Source organism: Ensifer sp. LC384 (genome assembly GCF_001695865.1).
In the GTDB taxonomy this organism is placed as follows: domain Bacteria; phylum Pseudomonadota; class Alphaproteobacteria; order Rhizobiales; family Rhizobiaceae; genus Ensifer.
This window is the reverse complement of the sequence record NZ_MBST01000067.1, coordinates 41368-66631: the sequence shown is the minus strand read 5'-3', so window position 1 is coordinate 66631 and position 25264 is coordinate 41368. Positions and strand designations below refer to the sequence as shown.

General features: G+C 63.5%; 20 protein-coding genes and 1 riboswitch. Of the genes, 8 read left to right on the top strand and 12 right to left on the bottom strand.

Going from position 1 to position 25264, the window contains the following annotated elements; genetic code table 11:
• Window positions 1-3: 3 nt before the first annotated feature.
• The 3 genes from BC363_RS29550 to BC363_RS29540 form a co-directional block, all read right to left on the bottom strand.
• Window positions 4-1437: an FAD-binding oxidoreductase gene (locus tag BC363_RS29550; protein WP_065782720.1), complete on the bottom strand. Its 1434-nt coding sequence runs from the start codon at window positions 1435-1437 to the stop codon at window positions 4-6.
• 47 nt (window positions 1438-1484) lie between these two features.
• Entirely contained in the window at window positions 1485-2459 is a 975-nt protein-coding gene (locus BC363_RS29545) for an L-threonylcarbamoyladenylate synthase (protein ID WP_065782719.1), read from the bottom strand.
• 87 nt (window positions 2460-2546) lie between these two features.
• On the bottom strand, window positions 2547-3146 hold the full coding sequence (locus tag BC363_RS29540) for a DUF6656 family protein (protein WP_065783035.1): 600 nt from the start codon (window positions 3144-3146) through the stop codon (window positions 2547-2549).
• Between the two features lie 316 nt (window positions 3147-3462).
• Window positions 3463-3665: riboswitch (cobalamin riboswitch) on the top strand.
• Between the two features lie 105 nt (window positions 3666-3770).
• Here BC363_RS29540 and BC363_RS29535 point away from each other — a divergent pair.
• Window positions 3771-5015: an aromatic ring-hydroxylating dioxygenase subunit alpha gene (locus BC363_RS29535; RefSeq protein ID WP_065782718.1), complete on the top strand. Its 1245-nt coding sequence runs from the start codon at window positions 3771-3773 to the stop codon at window positions 5013-5015.
• A gap of 1 nt (window position 5016) precedes the next feature.
• On the top strand, window positions 5017-6114 hold the full coding sequence (locus BC363_RS29530) for a hybrid-cluster NAD(P)-dependent oxidoreductase (RefSeq protein WP_065782717.1): 1098 nt from the start codon (window positions 5017-5019) through the stop codon (window positions 6112-6114).
• 44 nt (window positions 6115-6158) lie between these two features.
• Here the strand turns inward: BC363_RS29530 and BC363_RS29525 are convergent, their stop codons facing one another.
• On the bottom strand, window positions 6159-7220 hold the full coding sequence (locus BC363_RS29525) for a GH25 family lysozyme (RefSeq protein ID WP_065782716.1): 1062 nt from the start codon (window positions 7218-7220) through the stop codon (window positions 6159-6161).
• A 440-nt stretch (window positions 7221-7660) separates the two neighbouring features.
• Between BC363_RS29525 and BC363_RS29520 the strand changes: the two genes are divergently transcribed.
• Window positions 7661-8074 (top strand): BA14K family protein, encoded by a 414-nt coding sequence (locus BC363_RS29520; protein ID WP_065783034.1) that lies wholly within the window; start codon window positions 7661-7663, stop codon window positions 8072-8074.
• A 58-nt stretch (window positions 8075-8132) separates the two neighbouring features.
• Here BC363_RS29520 and BC363_RS29515 read toward each other — a convergent pair whose 3' ends face one another.
• Complete coding sequence (locus BC363_RS29515) at window positions 8133-9122, bottom strand: transporter (RefSeq protein ID WP_065782715.1); 990 nt, start codon at window positions 9120-9122, stop codon at window positions 8133-8135.
• Window positions 9123-9320: 198 nt separating this feature from the next.
• Between BC363_RS29515 and BC363_RS29510 the strand changes: the two genes are divergently transcribed.
• The 3 genes from BC363_RS29510 to mcpU all read left to right on the top strand — a co-directional run bounded on the left by BC363_RS29510 (window position 9321) and on the right by mcpU (window position 14518).
• Window positions 9321-11102 (top strand): acyl-CoA dehydrogenase, encoded by a 1782-nt coding sequence (locus tag BC363_RS29510; RefSeq protein ID WP_065782713.1) that lies wholly within the window; start codon window positions 9321-9323, stop codon window positions 11100-11102.
• Between the two features lie 11 nt (window positions 11103-11113).
• On the top strand, window positions 11114-11866 hold the full coding sequence (locus BC363_RS29505) for a crotonase/enoyl-CoA hydratase family protein (protein ID WP_065782711.1): 753 nt from the start codon (window positions 11114-11116) through the stop codon (window positions 11864-11866).
• Window positions 11867-12439: 573 nt separating this feature from the next.
• The gene (gene mcpU / locus BC363_RS29500; protein ID WP_244519977.1) at window positions 12440-14518 is read left to right on the top strand and encodes a methyl-accepting chemotaxis protein McpU; all 2079 of its coding nucleotides are present in this window, start codon (window positions 12440-12442) and stop codon (window positions 14516-14518) included.
• Window positions 14519-14861: 343 nt separating this feature from the next.
• Here the strand turns inward: mcpU and BC363_RS29495 are convergent, their stop codons facing one another.
• Entirely contained in the window at window positions 14862-16112 is a 1251-nt protein-coding gene (locus BC363_RS29495; protein WP_065782707.1) for a class I SAM-dependent RNA methyltransferase, read from the bottom strand.
• On the bottom strand, window positions 16109-16879 hold the full coding sequence (locus BC363_RS29490) for a TlyA family RNA methyltransferase (RefSeq protein ID WP_065782705.1): 771 nt from the start codon (window positions 16877-16879) through the stop codon (window positions 16109-16111). Before BC363_RS29490 ends, BC363_RS29495 begins: the two co-directional genes overlap by 4 nt.
• A 249-nt stretch (window positions 16880-17128) precedes the next feature.
• Here BC363_RS29490 and BC363_RS29485 point away from each other — a divergent pair, with 249 nt between their 5' ends.
• The gene (locus tag BC363_RS29485) at window positions 17129-19342 is read left to right on the top strand and encodes a HAMP domain-containing methyl-accepting chemotaxis protein (protein ID WP_244519973.1); all 2214 of its coding nucleotides are present in this window, start codon (window positions 17129-17131) and stop codon (window positions 19340-19342) included.
• A 91-nt stretch (window positions 19343-19433) separates the two neighbouring features.
• Here the strand turns inward: BC363_RS29485 and dxs are convergent, their stop codons facing one another.
• The 5 genes from dxs to BC363_RS29460 form a co-directional block, all read right to left on the bottom strand.
• Window positions 19434-21347 carry a 1-deoxy-D-xylulose-5-phosphate synthase gene (gene dxs / locus BC363_RS29480; protein ID WP_065782703.1) on the bottom strand — a complete coding sequence of 638 codons (1914 nt, stop codon included), beginning with the start codon at window positions 21345-21347 and terminating at the stop codon, window positions 19434-19436.
• Between the two features lie 236 nt (window positions 21348-21583).
• Entirely contained in the window at window positions 21584-22507 is a 924-nt protein-coding gene (locus BC363_RS29475) for a pirin family protein (protein ID WP_065782701.1), read from the bottom strand.
• 116 nt (window positions 22508-22623) lie between these two features.
• The gene (locus BC363_RS29470) at window positions 22624-22875 is read right to left on the bottom strand and encodes an exodeoxyribonuclease VII small subunit (RefSeq protein WP_025426149.1); all 252 of its coding nucleotides are present in this window, start codon (window positions 22873-22875) and stop codon (window positions 22624-22626) included.
• Between the two features lie 2 nt (window positions 22876-22877).
• Entirely contained in the window at window positions 22878-23807 is a 930-nt protein-coding gene (locus BC363_RS29465; RefSeq protein ID WP_065782699.1) for a histone deacetylase family protein, read from the bottom strand.
• Between the two features lie 63 nt (window positions 23808-23870).
• The gene (locus BC363_RS29460; RefSeq protein ID WP_065782697.1) at window positions 23871-24845 is read right to left on the bottom strand and encodes a zinc-dependent alcohol dehydrogenase family protein; all 975 of its coding nucleotides are present in this window, start codon (window positions 24843-24845) and stop codon (window positions 23871-23873) included.
• A gap of 16 nt (window positions 24846-24861) precedes the next feature.
• On the opposite strand from BC363_RS29460, the gene BC363_RS29455 reads away from it, so the two are divergent.
• Complete coding sequence (locus BC363_RS29455) at window positions 24862-25263, top strand: thioesterase family protein (RefSeq protein ID WP_065782695.1); 402 nt, start codon at window positions 24862-24864, stop codon at window positions 25261-25263.
• The last annotated feature ends 1 nt before the right edge of the window (window position 25264 follow it).

Here is a 25264-nt window from a genome sequence, read left to right as displayed (position 1 = left end):
CCGTCAGTCCGCCCGCAGCACCTTATCGGGGTTCATGATGCCCGCCGGGTCGAAGGCGTGCTTGATGCGGCGCATCAGCTCGATCTCGATCTCTGGGCGGACCTCGGCGAGTTCGTCGCGCTTCAACTGCCCGATACCGTGTTCGGCCGAGATCGAGCCGTTGTATTTCAGCACGATGCCGTGAACGATGGCGTTCATTTCCCGCCAGCGATCGAGAAAGGCCTGTTTGTCGGCGTCGACGGGCTGCGAGATGTTGTAGTGAATGTTGCCGTCGCCCATATGGCCGAACGAGCAGATGCGCGCGCCCGGCATCGCCCGCATGACGGCAGTATCGGCCTCTTTCATGAAGGCCGGAATGCTCGAAACGGGAACGGAAACGTCATGCTTGATCGAGCCGCCTTCCGGCTTCTGCGCCGGCGACATGCTTTCGCGCATGTGCCACAGGGCCTTGCGCTGTTCTTCGCTGGTCGCAATCACCGCATTTTCGACAAGACCGGCGACGATGCCCTGCTCCAGCAGTTCATGCACCATGCGTTCGGCGCTTTCGGCGGAGTCGGAGGTGGAAATGTCGATGAGCACATACCACGGGTGAACGGTTTCCATCGGATCGCGCACATCAGGAATGTGCTTCGTCGTGAACTCGACACCAAGCCGCGGCATCAGTTCGAAACCGGTGAGCGCGGTCCCGCAGAGGCTTGACGCCTTGTCGAAGAGAGCCAGCGCATGCTCGACGCTGCCGACGCCGGCAAAGGCTACCTGATGGCCAAGGGGCTTCGGAAACATCTTGAGCACCGCGCCGGTGATCACGCCAAGCGTGCCTTCGGCACCGATAAACAGATCGCGCAGGTCGTAGCCCGTATTGTCTTTCTTCAGCCGCCGCAGCCCGTCCCAGACTTCGCCAGTCGGTAGCACCACCTCAAGGCCCAGGCAAAGCTGGCGCATGTTGCCATAGGCAAGCACTGCCGTGCCGCCGGCATTGGTCGATAGGTTGCCGCCGATGCGGGCCGAGCCTTCCGACCCCAGCGAAAGCGGAAACAGCCTGTCGTTGTCGTCGGCCGCCTTTTGAATGTCGGCGAGGATGCAGCCGGCATCGGCAACGATGACATTGCCGACGGGGTCGAGATCGCGAATCCGGTTCAGCCTTTGCAGCGACAGGACGATATCGGCCTTGCCTTCGCGCGGGATCTGACCCGCCACATGGCCGGTGTTGCCGCCCTGCGGAACGATTGCCGTTCGGGTCGCGGTTGCAAGCTTCATGATGCGCGACACTTCCTCGACGGAACCGGGGCGAAGCACCATGGGGGTGGTGCCCTTATAGAGCCCGCGGGATTCGATGAGATAGGGCGCAAGGTCTCCCGGGTTCGTCAGCGCATTGGCGCTGCCGACGATGTCGATGAAGGAGGCGATCAGTTCGGGAGAGGGGAGCGTCGTCGTCATGGCCCTGCCTTCGCAAATGCGCCCGCCGGCGCTTCAGTGTCGGTCGATCAGTCTCTGGGGGCGGCCGCACGCTGCAGCCGGTCGAGGATCGCCTCGCCCAACCCTTCGGAAGGGATCGGGCCGAAGGCGATGGTTGCGGCACCGCTGGCGTCCGCCCTCTTCATATAGTCGAAAAGATTGGCAGCCGCCTCGCGCAGGCTGCCTGCCGGGCTGAGGTCCAGCACGATCGCGGCGTGTTCTTCGCCCGGCAGCGCTGCATTGCCGAAGCGGATCAGGGCTTCTCCCGGGCGCACGTCGCCGGCCGCAAGCCGTACCGCCGCACCCGGCGCGTAATGCGAGGCGAGCATGCCAGGCGCCTCGATCGTCGCTCCGGCGCTCTCGGGCCTCGAGACGGCAAGGCCCGTCAATTTTTCGATTTCGCAGACGTCGAGACCGCCCGGACGCAGCAGATGCAGCGCCCCGTCCTCAACCTTGATGATCGTCGATTCAAGGCCGATCTCCGCCGAGCCGGCGTCGAGAATGAGCTTGAGGCGTGGGCCGAGATCGGCGTCAACATGGGCAGCACTGGTCGGGCTGATCTTGCCCGAGGTATTGGCACTGGGGGCCGCGAGCGGGCGGCCGAAACGGGCGATCACCCGACGGGAGAAACCGTCCGGCATGCGGATGCCGAGCGTGTCGAGGCCGGCCGAGGCGAGCGCATGCACGGAGCTTGCAGCGCGCTGGGGCAGGATCAATGTCAGCGGTCCAGGCCAGAAGGCTTCGGCCAGGCGCCGGGACAATGGGTCGAATGTCACATGGGCTTCGGCCATCGCAATATCGGACACGTGCGATATCAGCGGGTTGAAGCGCGGACGCCCTTTCATTTCATAGATGCGGCTGATCGCATCCGGATTGGTGGCATCCGCTGCCAGGCCGTAGACCGTCTCGGTGGGGATAGCGACGGGCTGGCCTTCGGCAAGCACGGTGCAGGCACGCTCGATCGCCCGTTCCGGCTCGGTCCGTGTATCGATGATTTCGGCCATGTCGCTTCCGTTTCCCTTTCCGAGGCTTCCTTAAAGGAGCCACGTCGAAAACAGAACGATTTTCTTCAAGGGATGCGGGTCGGCTGTTCAAAGACTGCGGATGATGCGCCTCAGTGCCTCGTCGCGTGCGCCAAGCATCAGGACATTCTTGAGCGCAACCTTCGGGTCGTCGGTGCGAAAGATCAACCCGTTGTCGCGGACGCTGCGATTGATGGTCATCTGACCCTCCTGCGCATCGGGTTCAATGGCGACGGCGAAATACATCCGGGAATAGCCGGTCTGGATGCGTTCGAAGAAGTGTTTTTCGTCGCCGAGGTCGCAGAAGAAGTTGGCAAAATAGAACGACCAGGTGACGTCCTTGGATTGGGCGAGATGCGTCCTGGCCGCCGTCACGTGGCAATATCCCAGATGCGGCCGGCCGGCGAGCGTGCGGTGGAAGATCATCTTCGGAAACTGGATCGAGGTATGGAAGCCGTTGATCCGCTTGTGCGTCGTTTCGCCAGCGGTCGTCAGCTTGTGGCCGGTGCGCTCGGCAACCTCGTCATAGCTCAGATAACGCCGTTCGCGCTGCGACCATTGGCGTCGATCGATCCGGCCGGTGCGCAGGAATTCCGTATGGGCCGCCACTTTCGGAGCGATCGTGGGCAGCTTCTCGGCTGCGGCGTCGTAGTATTTGAGCTTTGCCATGAACTTCAATGCGCTGTTTGCCGGTTCGGCCGGTTTCTCCGTCAGGCGACGCTAATGCATTATGGTTAATGGAAGATTTCACGCACGTGCGGGGATCCGCCTCAGCGAAACGAGAAGGCATGTCGCAAACTGGCGAAGGTCACGCGCTTTCACGCAAGCCTTGCCGGAAAAAGCGACAATTGCCCAATCCTTGATCTATCCCATTGTTTACAATGAAAAATGATCAAGCATGAGGCGTTTCGGACACTCGATGGGCGGTGTCGTCTTTCTGGAATCGGATGTCGTTAATCGGCAGTTGCGACGGCGGGCTCCGCGATTAGATATCCCTACTCAAGGTGCCGCCTTTTAGGGAGGGCGGAGAATTGGGAAGCCGGTCAAATCCCGGCGCTGCCCCCGCAACGGTGGTGGAGCGAAAGCCTCGGCACAAAGCCACTGGACGGTATCGTCCGGGAAGGCGCCGGGCTGGTCCTTGCGGACGGCTCCTGAGCCCGGAAACCAGCCTTGACGCGAATAGACCGTAACGGGTTGCGGCGGGCAGCCGGATCGGAGCCGTGATCGCACAGGCAATGCGCCTGCGCGGGTTCCAGTCCTGCCTCTCCGAAACAAGGCGAACGAGGACAGGACATGGACATCAAGGGCGATATGCTCCGCAAGCTGAAGGGTCGACGCGACGGCTACAGCCTCGACCGGGCCTTCTACATAGACCCCGACTACTACAGGCAGGATCTCGAAAGCATCTGGTACAAGGACTGGCTGTTCATCGGCCATGACTGCGAGATCCCACGCGCCGGCAACTATTTCACCGTCCAGGTCGGCGACTATCCCGTCGTTATCGTCCGTGACCGGCAGGGTACGATCCGCGCTTTGCACAACTCCTGCCGCCATCGCGGCTCTCGCGTCTGCTCGCAGCACAAGGGCTCCTCGGCCAAGCTCGTCTGTCCCTATCACCAGTGGACCTACGAGCTTGATGGTACGCTGCTCTTCGCCCGTCAGATGGGTGAGGATTTCGACAAGGCCGCCCACGGCCTGAAGCCGATCCACTGCGAGACGGTCGGCGGCTACATCTTCATCAATCTGTCCGAACAGCCGATGGATTTCGCCCCGTTCCGCGACATGGTCGCGCCCTATCTCGCCCCGCATCGTCTCGGCGAAACCAAGGTCGCCTTCGAAAGCACGATCATCGAGAAGGGCAACTGGAAGCTCGTCTGGGAAAACAACCGCGAGTGCTACCATTGCGCCGCAAATCATCCCGAACTCTGCCGCACCTATCCTGAAGCGCCGACGGCGACCGGTGTGCAGGGCGCCAAGGATGATCCGGTCATTGCCGCGCACTGGGCGAAGTGCGAAGCGGCCGGTCTGCCGAGCGAGTTCCGCATGTCGGATACCGGCCAGTTCCGCTCGGCGCGCATGCCCTTGATCGATGATGCCGAGAGCTACACCCTGTCCGGTGCCCGCGCCGTGCGGCGGCAGCTGTCTGCAGACGTCAGCCAGAAGCATATCGGCACGCTCCTGCTCTTCCATTATCCGTCGACCTGGAACCATGTGCTGGCCGACCATGCCATTACCTTCCGCGTCCTGCCGCTCGGGCCCGAGCTGACGCAGGTGACGACGAAGTGGCTGGTCAACAAGGACGCCGTCGAAGGTGTCGACTACAATCTCGAGGAACTGACGCATGTCTGGACCGAGACCAACGACCAGGACCGGCAGATCGTCGAGGAGAACGCCTTCGGCATCCGTTCTCCGGCCTACCAGCCCGGCCCCTATTCGCCCGATCACGAAGGCGGCGTGATGCAGTTCGTCGAGTGGTACTGCAAGTTCATGGAACAGCGCCTGCAGGGCGCCGCTGCACCGCTCTTCCGGGTCGCCTGACATGCAGATGGCATCCTCGTTTCATCACTTCGATGAGCTTCATGTCTGGATCGACAGGCAGCATATGCTCGAATGCACATCGGCGGTCGTCGAGACCGCCGATGTGATGACCTTTACCTTCCGGCCCGAGAAGCCGGCCTGGTTCCGCTATCTGCCCGGGCAGTTCGTCACGCTCGAACTACCGGTCGCTGGCGACGATCCGGTGATGCGGACCTACACCCTGTCGTCGACGCCCTCCCGGCCGCTGTCGATCGCTGTCACCGTCAAGGCACAGGCTGACAGCATCGGCACGCGCTGGATGTTTGATCATCTGAAGCCCGGCATGCGGCTGAAAGCCTTCGGCCCGCTCGGCGATTTCAGCTTCGTGCGGCATCCCGGCGAAAAATATCTCTTCATATCGGCGGGTTCCGGCGTCACGCCGATGATGTCGATGACGCGGTGGATGGCGGACTGCATTCCCGAGACCGACGTCACCTTCATTTCCTGCGCCCGACGGCCGGACGATCTTCTGTTTCGCTCGGAGCTCGAAGTGCTGGCGCGCCAGATGTCCGGCCTGAACCTCGGATTTGTGGTCGAGGGGCATGAGGCCCGGCACGGATGGCACGGGCTGCGCGGTCGCATCGACGGCGCCAAGCTGCCGCTGCTTGCGCCCGATTTCATGGAGCGTACGGTTTTCTGCTGCGGTCCGGAACCGTTCATGCGCGGCGTGCGCGAGCTCTTGAAGGCGGCCGGCTTCGACATGAGCCGCTACCACGAGGAAAGCTTCCAGCCGGCCGCAGCACCGGCAGCCGAGGAGATCGCAGTCAGGGCAGGGGCGGCAGCCGACGCCGACGCGCAAGGTGCCAAGGTGGTCTTCACCATGAGCGGCAAGGAGATCGAGGCCAGGCCCGGCCAGACCATCCTGCAGGCGGCGCGGGCCAATGGCGTCAGGATCGGTGCGGCCTGCGAAGGCGGCATCTGCGGAACCTGCCGGGTGATGAAGGTCGCCGGCGAGGTCGAGATGAACCACAATGGCGGCATTCTCGACGACGAAATCGACGAGGGCTACATCCTTGCCTGCTGCTCCCGGCCGCTCGGAGACGTGCAGATCGAAGCCTGACAGTGGTGACGGTCGCGGGGGGCGTATTCCCCGCGGCCGGCCCATCAGCGGCTGGCCGCCAGCCGCACCGCGCGGTCGTGTCGGCCGAAATCGATCGATCCGGTCGCCATCATGTCGACGCCTTCACCGGCTGCGCTCACAGCTTGGGCACGGCTGACGAGCAAGGGTTGGCTTTCGATTGTAGCCGCTGCCTCGGCAGCGCTGGATGTGCCGGCCCCCTCATCGGCCATGGCTACGAAAATCAACGGCATTGGCTTTTCGGGCAGCAACGTCCCACCGGCCCAGATCGATCGCAACGCGGTCCTGTTCATCGCCGCGACATTGACGTCGATGTCGTCGAGCGTGCCGGGCACGCGGTAGGGACAGCGGCGTTTGCCGCAATTGATCCCCGACGAGAACTGCCACAGCGCATAGCTGTTCCAGTTGCCCATCGGGAAAACCTGACGGATATCCGGCTTGTAGCGGGCATACCAGAGCGGAAGCCGCGACAGCAGGCGATGCTTGGAGCGGTTTGCCGCGATGTACTTCGCCGTGACGTGGTTGGTGTAAAGCATCGGGTAGCGGCCGGTGCGGGTCTTGATGTGTCCGGCAAAGATCGCTGCATCTTCGAGCGACATGTATTTTTCGCGATCGATACCCTCGAGGTCGAGCACCATCAACTCGTCGTCGCGCGGATCGGCATAGTCGAGAAAGTGATTGGCCTGATCGACCGGATTGCCCGGGCGGGCGAGATGATAGGCGCCCCACAGCAGGCCATGGGAGCGGGCAAGCATCCGCCGTGTCTGGTAGAGCTCGCGGCTGACCGCGTACTTTCGCCACATCGTCTTGCAGTGGGCGACCGTGTCGCCGCCATGGTCGCCGGTGCACGAGAAGCTTTCCGGCAAGCCGTCGGAGGCCTTGGCGATGAAGCCGGAGATGCGCTTGTCCGCCAGCATTACCTCCCAGTCGATGCTGTTCATCTCATAGGCATCGACGATGATGGCGTTTGATTTCGATTTCCAGGGCTCCAGCTCGCCGGCGCGTGCATTCGCCGCCGCGAAAGCCAGACCCAGAAGGGTCGCGAGGCGCAGAATCATCCTTAAGGTGGAGATATACCGCTTAGCCATTCAATGAGATTGCCGACACTACAGTTAATTGACAGTTAATTGATCGTAAATCCCAGTCCCCATGGCGACTGTGCTTGAGACGGGCGCGAATGTATACAGACCTACGGCTGTATATCAGGAGCTTCTTTCGGAGGCTTGTCGGCGCATTTGGCCGGTCGATGCGCCACTTTTTTACAGCTTCCATGCGCTCGATCGCGTCTTGGCTCAAGCGTGCGCCGGCGCGGGCGCAAGGGTTGGCCCGGATGCCGAACATGGAACAAAACCCGTCACTTATGCGTTGTGAGGCGATTTCGGTTTTTACCAGTTGGGGCACGGCTGAGGAATGTCCCCGGATCGGTATCGACACGGGGATGAAATCGCGCAAAAGTGGAGTTGTCATGCCGATCCGCACGCGTCAGGAGCGACGCATGGAGCCCTTTATGGAGGATTTGATGAAGACAATGACAGGCAAGTGGTTCTCCGCAGTGATCGCCGTTGCGGTCTTGGTGACCTCGGCCGCACCGTCGCAGGCCTTCATGCCGACGCCGCCACGTGTTGAGCGGCAGACGGATGCCACTGAGATTCAGTATCGTCGTCCCGGCATGGAGCGTCGCGGCGGATATTACTATTACAATGGCTATCGCGGCTACAACTATCGCCGCCCGGGCTATCGCTACTACAATGGCTGGTGGTATCCGATGGCTGCTTTCGGAGCCGGCGTGATCATCGGCGGCGCGATCGCTAGACCGCCGACAAATTACCCCAATCGCCATGTTCAGTGGTGCTACGACCGCTATCGCTCGTACAGGGCTTACGACAACACCTACCAGCCCTATGGCGCCCCGCGCCGGCAGTGCTACTCGCCCTATAGCTAAGGCGGGACGTTGCAGAAGGCCGGGGCGTAACCCCGGCCTTTGTCATATCGGGTTGCGGCTACAAAATGCCGATCCGCCTGAGGATCCACCAGGCAAGGCCTATGGAAAGCGCGATGAACAGCGCCGCATACAGCGTGCCGCTGCCATCGGCGAAGGGAAGGGCACCTGTATTCATGCCGAAGAAACCGGTGACCAGCGTCGGCGGCAGCAGGAAGGCCGTCATCAGCGACAGAATGTAGAGGTGCCGGTTGGTTTCGGACGAAATCTTGCTGTCGATCTCCTCGTGCAGCAACCTGGCGCGCTCCTGGAGCGCGAAGACGTCGCGGTCGACGGCCTCGAGCCGATCGGAGAGGCGCTCGGTGACGTCGATGAAACCGGGCGGCACCTCGTCCTCCTCCGAAGCGCCGGCGCGGCGAAGCAAAGCAAGGATCGTGCGCAGATGCCGGTGAAGGCGAACCACCGTCCGGCGCAAGGGCGCAAGGCCCGGCTGCTGCCGGTGACCGGCCTCGCCATAGACATGATCTTCGATGACGTTCAGTTCTTCGGTCAGTTCGAGCACCAGCGAGATCAGCGTCCGCTGGAACTCGACGACGAGCATCTCGAAGAGGTCTATCGGCCGGGCGCATTTGGTGCTCTTTTCGACCGCGGCCTTCACCCGGTCGATGCTGCGCAGCGGATGCAGCCGGGTGGTGATGATCACCCTGTCGCTGACGGCAAAATGCAGCCAGCCGATCGTCTTCGTCACCGCATCGAAGGTGCGTTCGAAATCGACCAGCGTTCCGTGCACGATGTCATCGGAAACGGTGATGGCGGCCTGGGTGTCGTGGCTGGTCAGCGTCGTTACGGCGGTTGGCGGCAGGTTGCCGATCCGCTCGATGAGCGCCGGCGTGCGGGCGTCCGAAAGTGCCAGATGCAGCCAGATCCAGCCGTCGCCCTTGAGCAGGCCGTCGATCGAGGCATCGTTGGCGATGCGCTGGCATCGGCTTTCGCCCGGCAGAAAGCGGTAAGCCCAGACGAGGCCGGGTATCTCAGGGGAAATCAGGTTCATTTGAACGCCTTGGCGAGGGCCATCGTTACTGGCTTCTATGCGTCGTTGATGACAGTTTTGTTACAGGGCTGTCCTGGCCGGCAGCCATCGCCACAGGGGCTGAATTGACGTTGACGTTTACGTAAAAATCAATAGTGTTCGGCCAAACGAAGATGCGCCGGAAGCTGCGAAAGCGCTCCGGTATCTGGGAGGATCATCATGTACAAGGCACCCGTTGACGAGATTGCATTCACGCTGAAGCACGTGGCCGGCATGGCCGGCGCGCTGGAAAGCGGCGCCCTTGGCGACCTCGGGGAGGATCTCGTGGATGCGATCCTGTCAGAAGCCGGCCGTTTCGCGACGGAGGAAGTGGCGCCGCTCGGCGACGTCGGCGACAGGCAGGGTTCGCGCCTGGTCGATGGCAAGGTTCAGACGCCGGACGGTTGGCGTGATCTCTATCACAACTGGATCGGCGGCGGCTGGAACGGGTTGACGGCGCCGGAAGAATTCGGCGGCCAGAACCTGCCGCATATGCTGCATGTCGCGGCCATGGAAATGTGGAACGCCGGCTCGATGGCTTTCGCGCTCAGCCCTACGCTGACCATGGGCGCTGTCGACGCGCTGGAGAAGCACGGCTCGGAGGCGCTGAAGGCGACCTACCTGCCGAAGATGGTGTCCGGCGAATGGACCGGCACCATGAACCTGACGGAGCCGCATGCCGGCTCCGATCTCGGTGTTCTCAAGACGCGGGCCGAGCGCCGCGACGACGGCACCTATCGCATTTTCGGCCAGAAGATCTTCATCACCTGGGGTGAACACGACTTCACCGACAATATCGTCCATCTCGTTCTGGCGCGGCTGCCGGATGCGCCTGCGGGCACCAGGGGCATTTCGCTGTTCCTCGTGCCGAAGTTCCTGGTGAACGCCGACGGCTCGCTCGGCGAACGCAACGATCTGTTCTGCCACTCGCTCGAGCACAAGCTCGGCATCCACGGTTCGCCGACCTGCACGATGATCTATGGCGACGGCAAATTCGGCGCCGAGAAAGGTGCTGTCGGCTACCTCATCGGCGAGGAGAACCGCGGCCTTGCCTGTATGTTCACGATGATGAACAACGCCCGGCTTGCCGTCGGCATGCAGGGCGTCGCGATCGCAGACGCCGCCACCCAGAAGGCGATCGCCTTTGCCAAGGAGCGCACGCAGGGCAAGGCGCCCGGTTGGTCCGGCCAGGGCATGAGCCCGATCATCGAGCACCCCGACGTTGCCCGCATGCTGCTGACGATGAAGGCCCTGACGCAAGGGTCGCGCGCCATCGCCTATGCCTGTGCCCATGCGGTGGACATGGAACATGCGACAGACGGCGACAAGGCCAGGCATTGGCAGGAGCGCTCCAGCCTGTTGACGCCGATTGCCAAGTCGTTCGCCACCGATGCCGGCGTCGATGTCGCCTCGCTCGGCATCCAGGTGCACGGCGGCATGGGCTTCATCGAGGAGACCGGTGCCGCCCGTTACCTGCGCGACGCGCGCATCGCCCCGATCTATGAGGGCACCAACGGCATCCAGGCGATCGACCTCGTCACCCGCAAACTGCCACTTTCGGGCGGCGAGCATGTCCGCGGGTTTATTGCCGAATTGCGCGAGATCGGGACGGCGGTCCGCGCGTCGAACCGGGGCGGTTTCGGCGACACGGCAGCCCGGCTCGATGCGGCGCTCGATGATCTCTCCGACGCGACCGAATGGCTGATTGCAGCTGTTTCGGCCGGCAAGCTCACCGAAGCGCTCGCCGGCGCTACCGCCTATCAGCGCCTGTTCGGCCTCGCCTTGACCGGCGTCTATCTCGCCAAGGGCGGTCTCGCCGAAGCGTCCGACGGCAAGGACGAGCAGCGCATCGCTCTCAGCCGCTTTGCCGCGGAAAACATGCTGGCGGAAACTTCCGCCTTGAAGGATCGTGTCGTTACCGGCGCCGACAGCCTCGCTGCCGCGCGCGCCGTCTTGGGTTGAGAGGAAAGATCATGACCGACCAGGTGCTTGTCGAACGTCCGGATGCCTATCCGGGTGTCCAGGTCATCCGCCTCAACCGGCCGGAAAAGAAGAACGCCATCACGCGCGACATGTACGCGAAGATGACCAACGCACTGACCGTCGCCGGTAGCGATCCCGCCGTTCGCGTTACCGCGTTTCTTGGCACCGATGGGTGCTTTTCCGCCGGCAACGACATGGCCGACTTTCTGGCGTTTGCCATGGGCGGCAGCATGGGCACGGAGGTCATCGATTTTCTGAAAACGCTGGCGAGCGCGGCCAAGCCGGTCGTCTCCGGTGTCGACGGGCTCGCGATCGGCATCGGCACGACGATCCATCTGCATTGCGACCTGACGATCTCGTCCGCCCGCTCGGTCTTCAAGACGCCCTTCGTCGATCTGGCCCTGGTGCCGGAAGCGGCATCGAGCCTGATCGCACCGCGTATCATGGGGCATCAGCGCGCCTTCGCGCTGCTTGCCGCCGGCGAACCGCTGGAGGCGCGCGATGCGCTCGAGGCCGGGCTGATCTGGAAGATCGTCGGCCAGGATGCTGTCGAGGAAGAGACGCTGTCACTCGCCACGCGCCTTGCCAAGAAGCCGCCGGACGCACTGCGCATCGCCCGCGATCTCGTCCGTGGTGATCGCAGCGACGTGATCGCGCGCATCGACGAAGAGGCGAAGCATTTCGCGGCGCAGCTGAAAAGTGCCGAGGCAAGGGCTGCCTTCGAGGCCTTCATGCGTCGCTGAAGCATGGCGCGCAAAAGTGCGCAGCGGTTTTGCGACAACGACGTGCGCAAGAAAAACAAGAGCTTAAAGCGCAATAGTCGAAGCCTACTGCATAATTCCTTAAATCGGAATCGATTTAAGGAGAAAATTATGTAGCAGGATTCAAGCGTTACAGCGTCCTTTGCGCGTCATATTTGACGCGCGGCGCTGCAGCGATCGCGGCATGCTTTCGGACGTTTTGCGGCGCCGTTTCCCCACGTTGGGACAAGCAAAGTCGGGGCGGCCTTTTAGCCGCCCCATTGTGAAGATCGCGTTGCTGCCGGCATCCCGAACTTGCATATGTCAATTTTAATCGCTTCTTAAATAGCGATCGCTAGCGTGCGGCGCGATAGGCCTACCCTCATGAGGGTGGCCCCGGCCGCATGAGGCATGGCTGGCCCCGCCTTTTTGGCATGTTCAACGTTTTCCCGAGGCTCGACCAACCACCATTCCGGCGGTTGAGCGATGCTGCGCGCGAAAATCATCGAGAGCTCATGTCCGGCGAAGCACGCCGGCCCCTGTTAGGAGCCCATCTTGTCCAAGCGATCGAACCTAATGACGCGCATTCTTGTCGCCGCGTCCTGTGTCGTTGTCACCGCGTTTGCCGGCTTTTCCGTCTATATCGACACGCTTCAGCACGATACCACCACCAAGGCGGTCGAAGAAAACATCGCGTCCTCCGGCGTCCAGGCGGCGCAGAGCGTTGCCAAGTGGCTGAACGGCCGCGTCACATTGACGGCGATGGTGGCCGACGCTGCCGGTCGTGCGACCGACGACAACGGTGTCCAGCCGATCCTCAAGAACGACGTACTGACGAACGAGTTCATCTCGACCTATGTCGGCAATGAGAGCGGCAAGTTCATCACCTGGCCGGACAATCCGATGCCGGCCGGCTACGATCCGCGCCAGCGCCCGTGGTACCAGCAGGCCGTCAAGGCCGACGCACGCGTTCTCACCGAGCCCTATGTCGACGCCTCGACCGGCGACCTCATCATCAGCGCTGCCGTTCCGGTCAAGCGCGACGGCAAGCTTTACGGCGTCACCGGCAGCGACTTCTCGCTGGAAACGCTGGTATCGATGGTCAAGGGCATCGACGTCGGCGGTGAGGGCTTTGCCTTCCTCGCCAACAAGGACGGCCAGATCCTCGTCCATCCGGATTCCAAGCTCGTCACCAAGACGCTCTCCGATGCCTTCCCGAACGACACGCCGACGATCGGCTCCGGCATCATGAACACCGAACTCGACGGCAAGCCGATGATCGTCAGCTTCGTCCCGGTTCAGGGCCTGCCTTCGGTCGAGTGGTATGTCGGCTTCGTCATCGACGCCGATGTCGCCTATTCCGCCATCGACCAGTTCCGCATTGCCGCGACGGTCGCGACCATTCTCGCCGTCGGCGTCATGCTCGTCTTCCTTGCAACCTTCCTCAACCGCCTGGTCATCCGCCCGGTCACCGACATGACCGGCGCGATGGAGAGGCTTGCGGCCGGCAACCTCGAGGTCGAAATCCCCGGCGAAGACCGCCGCGACCAGATCGGCTCGATGGCCGCCGCCGTTGCCGTCTTCCGCGCCAATGCGGTCGAGCGCGCCCGTCTCGAAGACGAGGCGGACGCAAACCGGTCGCTGTCGGAGCGCGAGCGTCTGGAGCGCCAGGCCCGCGATGCCCGTGATGCGGCCGAAGTGCAGCAGGCGGTCGATGGTCTGGCAACTGGTCTTGGCCGCCTGGCCGAGGGTGATCTTGCCTACCGCATCGACAATCCGTTTGCCGATCGTCTCGACCGGCTGCGCGCCGACTTCAACAACTCGGTCGCCAAGCTGCACGACACGCTCTGCGCCGTCGGGGCGAACGCCCGCGGCATCGATGCCGGTGCAACGGAAATCCGTTCGGCCGCCGACGATCTGGCCCGCCGCACCGAACAGCAGGCAGCCTCGGTCGAAGAGACGGCAGCGGCCCTCGAAGAAATCACCACCACGGTCAAGGATTCCGCCCGCCGCGCCGAGGAAGTCGGTGCGCTGGTCGCCCGCACCCGTACTGGCGCCGAGAAGTCCGGCGAGGTCGTAGCCAATGCCGTCGAGGCAATGCATGCGATCGAAAAGTCGTCGGGCGAAATCTCCAACATCATCGGCGTCATCGACGACATCGCCTTCCAGACCAACCTTCTGGCGCTGAACGCCGGCGTCGAGGCGGCCCGTGCCGGTGAAGCCGGCAAGGGTTTTGCCGTCGTTGCCCAGGAAGTGCGTGAGCTTGCCCAGCGCTCGGCCAATGCGGCCAAGGAGATCAAGGCGCTGATCACCACCTCGGGCAACCAGGTGCGCAGCGGCGTGACGCTGGTCGGCGATACCGGCAAGGCGCTGGAGACGATCGTCGCCGAAGTGCAGGAGATCAACAAGCATGTGAGCGCGATCGTCACGGCGACGCGCGAACAGTCGACGGGGCTTCAGGAGATCAACACGGCGGTCAACACGATGGACCAGGGCACGCAGCAGAATGCGGCGATGGTGGAAGAGCAGACAGCGGCAAGCCACGGCTTGGCTTCGGAAGCCGCCTCGCTCAACGCGCTTCTCGCCCAGTTCAACCTCGGCAATGCGCAAGGTGCTTACGCCGGGAACGGTGGTCATCGCCGTCGCGCGGCTTGAACCTAGCGCAGTTCGCACGCCGCTGGCAGAATGATGCAAAAACAGAGGGATAAGGCGTTGCCATGATTCAGTATGGCAACCGCTTCAAACCCAACGCAAACAAAAGGCCCGGGAAACCGGGCCTTTTGTTTGCTGGTAGTGCTGACGTCGGACGCCAACCTCTCATCTCGTCATCCTCGGGCTCGACCCGAGGATCCACTTCCCGCGGAGAAACGTGCATGGCATTCTAGGCGCTGGTCTGAATGCTCGGGTCAAGCCCGAGCATGACGGAGGGGAAGGCGATGTGGATCAGCGGTGACCCTGTGTAGGTCGGCAATCTCACGCCCCGTCTCCCGGGCCCTTTCTATTTCTCGAGCGTTGCGACGGCCTCGACATGGGCCGACCAGAGGAACTGGTCGATCGGCGTGACCGACGTGATGCGGTAACCGGCGGCAACGAGGATCGCGAGATCGCGCGCAAGCGTTATCGGATTGCAGGAGACGGCGACGACCTTCTTGACGCCGGAGCGGGCGATCTCCTGGCACTGCACTTCCGCGCCCGCGCGGGGCGGATCGAACACGATGGCGTCGTAGACTTTGAGTTCCTGCGCCATGACGGGGCGGCGGAAGAGATCGCGCTTCTCGATCGTCACCGGCTTCAGCCCTTGCGTGTTGCGGGCGGAAAAGTCGAGCGCCTTCAGCGCTTTGTCATCGCCTTCGACCGCGTGCACCCGCGCCTTGCGGGCGAGGCGCAGCGCGAATGTGCCGCTGCCGGCAAACAGGTCGGCAACGCGCTTGGCCTTGCCGATATGATCGAGCACCAGCGCCGCCATCGCCTCTTCTGCGGCAAGCGTTGCCTGGGTGAAGCCGCCGGGCGGCGGCGAGACGGCGACGCCACCGAATTCGATCATCGGCTTCGTCGGTTCGACGATGATCTCGCCATTGAGGCTGACGCGGGCGATGCCGCGTTCGCCGAGAACCGTTTCGACGGTGCGCCGGCGTTCGCGGTCGCCAAATCCCTTGATACCATCGACGGAGAGGTCGAGTCCCGAAAGCGTTTCGAGAACAGTGATGCGGAACGGTTCGGCATTGACGGCCATGGCCGCGCCGACCTTGCCGATGGTGGCGAGCCGCGAGACGATGCCCGGGCTCGCGACGGGACATTCCGAAATCGCGACGATGTGATGGCTTTCCGCCTGGTTGAAGCCGAGAAGCAGGTCCTTCTCGGTCTTGCGGGCCGTGAAGACGGCGCGGCGGCGCTCGCCGGGATGGGCGATGATCAGTGGCGCGACATCAGGCTTCAGCCCCTTCGATTTCAAGGCGCTGATCACGAGACCGCGCTTGAAGGTCTGGTAAAGACCATCGGCGGCATGCTGCAGCGTGCAGCCGCCGCAGGTGCCGTTCTGGCCGTCCGGACCGAAATGACGACAGCGGGGCTCGACGCGGTCCGGAGATGCTTCGCGCAGCGAGATCAGTGTGCCTTGAGACTTGTTGACGGCAAGCGCCACGCTTTCGCCCGGCAGCGTGAAGGGCGCATAGACGGGACCGGCCTCGGTCTCGGCGATGCCGTCGCCCTGCGCGCCCAGGCGGGCGATGGTCAGGGTCTGGGTGCTCATGGCTTTTTCCCGGCCAGCAGGAATTCGACGTTGCCGTCGCCGCCTGATATCGGCGAGGGGATTAGGCCGAGGCTCTGCCAGCCCATGTCTTCGACCAGCCAGCGCTCGAGCTCGGCGGCAACCGCCGGCGCGCTATCGGGATCCTTCAGCAGGCCGGCCTTGCTGATGGCATCGCGACCGGCTTCGAACTGCGGCTTGACCAGCAGGATGCAATGCGCGCCGGGAAGCGCCATCTCAAGTGCCGGCGGCAAGGCAAGCTTCAGCGAAATGAAGGAAACGTCGGAAACGATGAAGGTGACGTCGCGGTTCTCGATGTCGTCCTCGGTCATCGCGCGGGCGTTGAGGCCCTCGATGCTGGTTACGCGCGGATCGCCCGAGATACGCGGATGGATTTGGCCATGGCCGACATCGATGGCGACCACGTGATCGGCACCGCGCTTCAAGAGCACCTCGGTGAAGCCGCCGGTGGAGGCGCCGATATCGACACAGCTTTCACCGGCGGGATCGAGTGCGAAATGATCGAGCGCTGCGGCAAGCTTCAGCGCTGCGCGCGAAACATAATCCTGCGCCGGGTCATCGATGGTGATGGTCACGCTCTCGGCAAAGGCCAACGACGGCTTGGTGACCGTGCGGCCGTCGACCTTGACGGTGCCGCGCTGGATCGCGTCGCGGGCGCGGGCGCGGCTGGCGACCAGTCCTGTGTTGAGCAGCAGCTGGTCGAGACGGACTCTGTTCTTGTGTTCTTCATTCTGGCGTTCTTCTGACATGTGTTTCTCATGGAGCCTTGCCGGCCTTATGGCAAGCCCCTTCGCTGCGGGACGGCTCGGAACGGCGGCAAAGACATGGTGGCAAGACCCCCAAGGAGATAGGTGAATATTCACGTGTCCTTAAATGATGCGTGGCACTTTGGCCCAATGTCGCAGCCTGCATGATGCAGGCCCTCCGCTCCAAATCGGACCTCCCGACACATCTGATCATCCCCGACCTGACGCCGCCCGGCGCAAGGAGTTTCCCGCATGTCCCGCTTCCATCTCAGGCTTTCGCACCGCATCGGCCTGCTCGTGCCCATCGCTGTCGCCGGCATTCTCGCCATCGTCGCCATCTTCCTCGTGGAGCGGAGCATAGAGGAGGACTACCGCCGGCAGGTGCAGGCCCATAGGGACGCGGATCGCACACTCCTGGTGCTTGAAAGCCAGCTCCTGCAGAACCGTCGCGCAGAGAAGGACTTCTTGCTGCGGCGGCAGGAGAAATACGCTGCCTCGCATCAGGAAATCGCCGCCAAGGCGAGTGAGACGATCGCCGCTCTCGGCAAGCTACTGTCCAGCCGGTCGACGCTGTCGCAACTCAAGCTGATCTCCGAGGGCTACGAGCGCTACCTCGGCGAGTTCGTGGCGGTGGCCGACGCCAACCGCACGCTCGGCCTCGAGCCGTCAGCCGGCAAGGAGGGCGTGATGCGTGCTGCCGTTCACTCGATTGAGGAGGCGCTGAAGTCCGTTTCGGACAAGGGACTGCAGGCCAGCATGCTGACGATGCGGCGCCACGAGAAAGACTTCATCATGCGGCGCGATCACAAATACGTCGAGAAGCATGTCGAAGAGGTGAAGGCCTTCGCGGGTTTCCCAGCCGAGACGTTCGGCGGCAAGGAAAACCAGGCCAAGATCTTGGCGGCATTGGAGGATTACAGCGTCGCCTTTGCGGACTACGCCGCGCTGGCTGAAAGCGAGACTGCGTTGCGCACGCGGATGTCGGAGACCTTTTCGACCGTCGAACCGATCTTCGAGCAGATGGCGACGGCGATCGGGGCCGAGAAGGCTGAGGCCGAGACCGAAAGCGCAGCGATGCAGCATTTCGCCGAGAAAATCGCGCTTGGCGCGGTCCTGGCGGCCATCGCCATCATCGCCGCAACGGTCTTCCTCGTCGGCCGGACGATTTCCAAGCCGATCGTGGCGACTACCCGTTCGATGACGCGCCTCGCCGATGGCGATACCGCATCTGCCATTCCCTATGCCGGCCGGAAGGATGAAATCGGCGAAATGGCCGGCGCCGTCGAAATCTTCAGGCAGGCGGCGATCGCCAACCAGAGGCTGGAGGCGGAAGCCGCGGAAAACCGCACGCGTGCCGATGCAGAGCGGGCGCGCCTGCAGGAGGAAGCCGAAGCCGCGGCACAGGCGCGCCTTCGCCAGGCAACCTCCGGTCTTGCCGGGGGCCTGCAGCGCCTGGCGGCCGGAGATCTCGCCTTTCAACTGACCGAGCCCTTTGCGCCGGATTTCGAGCAACTGCGTCATGATCTGAATTCGGCCGTGTCACGGCTCGGCGATGCGCTGGCGGCGGTCGCCGATTCCAGCGGCTCGATCGACGGCGGCTCGCGCGAAATCAGCGAGAGTGCCGACGACCTGTCGCGGCGTACGGAACAGCAAGCCGCATCACTTGAGCAGACCGCGGCCGCCCTCGACGAGATCACCGCCAACGTCACGAGCTCGACCCGGCGTGCCGAAGAGGCGCGCATCGTGGCCGGTGAGGCAAACGCAAGCGCTGCCAAATCCGGTGTCGTGGTGGCAAGTGCGGTCGAGGCGATGCGCCGGATCGAAAGCTCTTCCGGCCAGATCTCCAACATTATCGGCGTCATCGACGAGATCGCCTTCCAGACGAACCTGCTGGCGCTGAATGCCGGCGTCGAAGCGGCGCGCGCGGGTGAGGCCGGCAAGGGCTTCGCCGTCGTGGCCCAGGAGGTGCGCGAGCTTGCCCAGCGCTCGGCAAAGGCTGCCAAGGAAATCAAGGAGCTTATCCGCAATTCCAGCGTCGAGGTCGAAGGTGGCGTCAAGTTGGTGCGCGATACCGGCGAGGCGCTGAGAGCGATCGGTGGTCACGTGGCCACCATCAACCAGCACATGGACGCGATCGCCATTTCGGCACGCGAACAGTCGGTGGGCTTGAGCGAAGTCAACACTGCCGTCAACCAGATGGACCAGGTGACGCAGAAGAATGCGGCGATGGTCGAAGAGGCCAATGCCGCCAGTGCCCAGCTTGCCAGCGAGGCCGGCCGCCTGCGTGAACTGATCGCCCGCTTCACGTTGCCGGGCCGCCCGAATGGCGCGGTCGCCGCGAGCGATTTGCGCGCCATGGCACGCACGATGGCGGCGCCGTCGGCGCCGATGCGCGCGGCAAGTGCCGCCCGTCCCATGTCGCATGGCAATGCGGCTTTGGTGCAGGACGATTGGCAGGAATTCTGATCGCCATTGGAAAGAAACAAGAAAACCCCGGTTGATCGCCGGGGTTTTTTACTGTCTCGGAATCTGCGGATCTTCCTTCGGACGCGTAGCCTTAGCTAGCCGCGCCGATGCCGATATCCTGCTTCTGGCCGAGCGCCTTGAACACCGTCGAGACGATGCCGGCGCGGTCGAGGCCGGCGGCGGCGTACATCGCTTCAGGCTTGGCCTGCTCCATCCAGATATCGGGCATGACCATCGGGCGGACCTTCAGGCCGCCGTCGAGCAGGCCGTCTTCGGCGAGGAACTGCAGCACGTGGCTGGCGAAGCCACCGACGGCGCCTTCCTCGATGGTGATCAGGACTTCGTGATGGCGCGCAAGCTGGCGGATGAGGTCGTGGTCGAGCGGCTTGGCAAAGCGCGCGTCGGCAACCGTCGTCGAAAGGCCCGCCGCGTCGAGATCTTCGGCGGCCATCAAACAGTCGGCCAACCGGGTGCCGAAGGAAAGCAGCGCCACCTTGGAGCCCTGCTTGACCACGCGGCCCTTGCCGATTTCCAGGATCTGGCCGCGCTCCGGCATTTCGACGCCCACGCCTTCGCCGCGCGGATAGCGGAACGAGATCGGGCCGGCATCATAGGCTGCGGCCGTGCGCACCATATGTTTCAGCTCTGCCTCGTCGGCGGCCGCCATGACGACGAAGCCGGGCAGGGTGGCGAGATAGGTGGTGTCGAAGGAGCCCGCATGCGTCGGCCCATCGGCGCCGACGAAGCCGGCACGGTCGATCGGGAAACGCACCGGAAGACCCTGGATCGCGACGTCGTGGACCACCTGGTCGTAGCCGCGCTGCAGGAAGGTCGAGTAGAGCGCCGCAAACGGCTTGTAGCCCTCCGAGGCAAGGCCCGCCGCAAAGGTCACCGCATGCTGTTCGGCGATCCCGACATCAAAGCAGCGCGAGGGATGGGCGAGGGCGAACTTGTCGAGCCCGGTGCCGGACGGCATGGCGGCCGTGATCGCGACGATCTTGTCGTCGAAACCGGCTTCCTGCGTCAGGGCTTCGGCAAAAACCGTCGTGTAGGCGGGGGCGTTCGGCTTTGCCTTGGCCTGCGCGCCGGTGATGACATCAAACTTGTTGACGCCATGGTATTTGTCGGCAGCGGCTTCGGCGGGTGGATAGCCCTTGCCTTTCTGCGTCACCACATGGATCAGCACCGGCCCCTTGGCGTTGTCGCGCACATTGCGCAGCACGGGCAACAGGTGCTCGAACGAATGACCGTCGATTGGGCCGATATGGTAGAAGCCCATCTCCTCGAACAACGTGCCGCCGGTGACATAGCCGCGCGCGTGCTCGACGGCGCGGGTGATCGCCCGGTCGACCGTCTTGCCGAGGTAGGCCGTCAGCTTCTTGCCGACTTCGCGGATGCCCATATAGGTGCGGCCGGAGGCGAGGCGTGCCAGATAGGCGCTCATCGCGCCGGTCGGCGGTGCGATCGACATGTCGTTGTCGTTGAGGATGACGATCAGGCGCGCATCGAGCGCGCCGGCATTGTTGAGCGCCTCATAGGCCATGCCGGCGGAAAGCGCACCGTCGCCGATGATGGCGATGACATTGCGGTTCTTGCCGTCGAGGTCGGCGGCAACGGCCATGCCGAGGCCGGCGGAAATCGAGGTCGAGGAGTGGGCGGCACCGAAGGGATCGTATTCGCTTTCGGCGCGACGGGTGAAGCCGGAAAGGCCGCCTTCCTGGCGCAGGGTGCGGATGCGATCGCGACGGCCGGTCAGGATCTTGTGCGGGTAGCACTGATGACCGACGTCGAAGATCAGCCGGTCATGCGGCGTGTTGAATATCTTGTGGATGGCGATCGTCAACTCGACGACGCCCAAGCCCGCGCCGAGGTGGCCGCCGGTGCGCGAGACCGCATCGATCATCTCTGCACGAACTTCGCCGGCAAGCTCCGGCAGATCCCTGTCGTCGATCTTCTTCAGATCGTCGGGAAAGGTCACCTTGTCGAGCAGGGGGGTTGCCGGCATCGGGGTGGTTGGCAGTTGTGTCACGCTGCATGCCTCATGCGCACCGCACGGATCGGGTGCGCGATAGTTGGTGGTACCGTTAAAGCGGCTCTTTAGACGCAATTGTCGCTGAATGCAAAATTAGGCTTTCCTGCGTCGTCGTCCAAGAGACTACCGCATGATTCCCTGAATCGAAATCGATTTAAGGAAAGATGCGGCAACTGGAAGCGGCAACCTGTCGCCATTATCCCATGTCCTCAACCGGCCGGCAGGGGCACGAATTCCTCCTCGTCGCCGGGCACGATGTCGAAGCGGCCGGTGCGCCACTCTTCCTTGGCCTTCTCGATGCGGTCCTTCGACGACGACACGAAATTCCACCAGATGTGGCGGGCCGAGCCGAGTGCCGCGCCGCCGAACAGCATGACATGACAGCCGAGCGGACCGGCGGTGACGGTGATTTCGTCGCCCGGGCGAAAGACCAGCAGCTGGTTGTCGGCGAAGTGATCGCCGGCAATGATCGCATCGCCGGACAGGATGTAGAGCGCACGCTCTTCCCAATTGGCGGCAAACGGTGCGCTCTTGCCGGGCGCGATGTTGAGGTCGACATAAATCGTATCGGTGAAGACGGCGACCGGCGACTTCTGTCCTTCGAAGCTGCCGATCACGACCCTGGCGTCGATGCCGCCGTCGCTGAGCTGCGGCAGCACGTGCCGTTCCGTGTGGTCGAAGATCGGATCGATCTCTTCCTTGTGGTCTGGCAACGCCAGCCAGGTCTGCAGTCCTGAAATCGAGCGTTCGTGCCCGCGTTGATTTTCCGGCGAGCGCTCCGAGTGAACGATGCCGCGGCCAGCGGTCATCAGGTTCACGTCGCCGGGGCGGATGACCATTTCGGTGCCGAGGCTGTCGCGGTGCTTGATCTCGCCGTCGAACAGATAGGTGACGGTCGAAAGGCCGATATGCGGATGCGGCCGAACGTCGATCGCCTCTCCCGCGCGCAAGAGGGCCGGACCCATGCGGTCGAAGAAGATGAACGGCCCGACGAGCCGCCGCTTGGCGGTCGGCAGCGCGCGGCGAACCTGCAGGCCGCCGATGTCGCTGGTGCGCGGGATGATCAGGTGTTCGATGGCATCGCAGGCGGGTTTGTCGCCGGCGAGCGGGTCGGGGCCTGGAAAGAAGGACATGGTGCACGCTCCCGTTGTTCATGTGGTCTTGAACGACCCTAGCGCCTGACGCAGGTTGCGGGTAGGCGCGAGGCGAAGACGCAGCGTTTCCGGACGTTGACCAATCCCGGGGCCGGTTACTCCGCGTCGAGCGGTTCCACGCCCTGCGGCTTGCCAGCGCGGTCGAGCCTGATCTTTTCGATCCGGTCCTCGGCAGCCTTCAAGAGCGCCTCGCAGTGCTTCTTCAGAGCTTCGCCGCGCTCATAGATCTCGATCGACTTGTCGAGTGCGACGTCGCCGCGTTCCAGCGCCGAGACGATGCGTTCCAGTTCTTCGACGGCTTGCTCGAAGGAGAGGGCCGAAACGTCCGGTTGCGTGGTGGTGGTCATGGTTACCCTCTCATCAGTCTTAGAATATGCATGCCGGCCGACTCGGCGAGCCCCTGCAGGTCATAGCCGCCCTCGAGCAGGCTGACCATGCGGTTGCCGGCGCTGCGGTCGGCGATCTCGTGCAGGCGGCCGGTCGCCCAGTCGAAATCCTCGGCGACAAGGTTGATCTGCGCCAGCGGATCGCGGTGGTGGGCATCGAAGCCGGCCGAGATCAGGATGAAGTCCGGCCGGAAGTTGGTCAGCGCCGGCAGGACGCGGGAACGGAATGCCTCGCGGAAATGCTCGCTGCCGGTGTTAGGCGAGAGCGGCGCGTTGACGACATTGCCCTTCACGCCGGTTTCGTCCTTGGCACCGGTGCCGGGATAAAGCGGCATCTGGTGGGTGGAGCAGAAAAGCACCGACGGATCGTCCCAGAAAATGTCCTGCGTGCCGTTGCCATGGTGCACGTCCCAATCGACGATCGCGACGCGCTCGGCCCCATGCGCCACCTGCGCGTGGCGGGCGGCGATCGCAACGGTGTTGAAGAAACAGAAGCCCATGGCCTTGTTCTTCTCGGCGTGGTGGCCGGGCGGACGCGCGGCGACGAAAGCGTTGTCCGCCTTGCCCGTGAAGACCGCGTCCACCGCCTCGACCGCGCCGCCGATGCCGGTCAGTGCCGCCTCGAGGCTCAAGGGACTGGCGTAGGTGTCGGCTTCGAGGTCGTTGATGCCTTCTTCGGGGATGGCGCGCTTGACGGTGCGAAGATGCTCCTCCGGATGCACCAGCAGCACGAGGTCTTCGCTCGCCTTCGTCGCCTTTATGCGCTGGAGGCCGGCGAAATTAGGATGTTCGAGCGCAAGGTTCAGCGCCTTCAGCCGGTCCGGCCGTTCGGGATGACCCTCCGGAACCTCGTGTTCCAGGAAGACCGGATTTTCATAGAGCAGCGTGGTCATGCCCGGAAACTAGTGCTCCAGCCTGCCAAGGTCCATGGCGCGTCGAAGGGAAAGTGCCGATTTTCAACAGCGCGTATCGATGAGCAGCTTGCCGTCGCGATGCGGGTCCTCCTGATGCGCCAGGGCCTCATCGAGGCGGCTGAGCGGATAGATCAGCGCAATGCGGCTCGAAAAAATACCAGAGCGAAGACCGACGAAACTCTGCGCGAAGGCCTCTTCGATGGCCCGCCGTCCGGCGGCGTGCACCCAGGTTCTCAACCACAGGAAGGAGAAGCGCACATCCGGCCGCGCCTGGATCGCCGGTATCGGCACGGGCACGCCGCTCAAGGCGCCATACTGGATGAATGCAGCGCCGGGCAGGAGCGTTTGGCCGATGAGGTCGCCGGCAAACCGGCCGCCGACTGCGTCGAGAATGGCGTCGAAGGCAAGGGTCGAAGGGATATGCCCCGCATCGGCGACGACGATTTCGCCCACGGCGTCGGAAGCCAGCCGCACGGCGCTGCGTTCGCTGCGAACGATCCCGACCGGCCTTGCACCTTCGCCTGCTAAGAGCTTCATCAGCATGCCGCCTATGGCCGAGCCCGCGGCGGTCACGCCGATCCTGCGACCGGCCATCGATCCGAAATGGGCCCTGAGCGCTTCGATGAGCCGAATTGCCGTCAGCGGATTGACGTAGCTGGTTGCCGCCTGCCGGTCGTCGACATCGTCAGGCACCGCAAAGCACCATTCGGCAGGGCGCACCAGATATTCCTGCCAAAGGCCGCTCGCGCCGATCGGGATCACCCGATCGCCGGGCTTCAAGGTCTCGACGCCGGTGCCGACGCGGGCAATTGTGCCGACGCCTTCGAAGCCGGGCACGAAGGGCAGGGTGGTGCGGGCACTGTAGGCACCGGTGACCGGAATGAGGTCGGAGGGATTGATGGCCGAAAAGGAAAGGGCGACCTCGACCTCGCCGGGCCCAGGCGGAACGCGCTCGGCATCGACGAGCGCAATCACTTGTCGCGGATCGCCGAACTGGCTAACGAGGGTGGAGCGCATTCTAAGAGGACCTCGCATGGACGGCAGGGAGAGGGACAACGTCACGGAAATCCGCATTCCGTTTCGCGATATAGACATGCATGGCCACATGCACAATGCCGCCTACTATGCCCATGCCGAAGCGGCACTTTCCCACCTCTGGCGGCATCGACCGTCGGTCGTGCATGAGCCTGCCTATCTCGTTCGCCGCTCGGCCTGCGTCTTCCATCGGGGCTTGCGCTATGATGAGCCGGCGCGCTTCATCGTCACTGTCGCCAAGATTGGCGGAAGCTCGGTCAGCTTTGCCGTGCGCGTCGAGGCGGCCGGGCAGCTTGCGGCCGAGCTCGAGATCGTCTGGGTCGCCGTCGATCGCGAGCGGCACACGCCGCTGCCGGTGCCGGCTGCAACCCGAGAATGGCTCGGCAGCTACATTCTCTGAA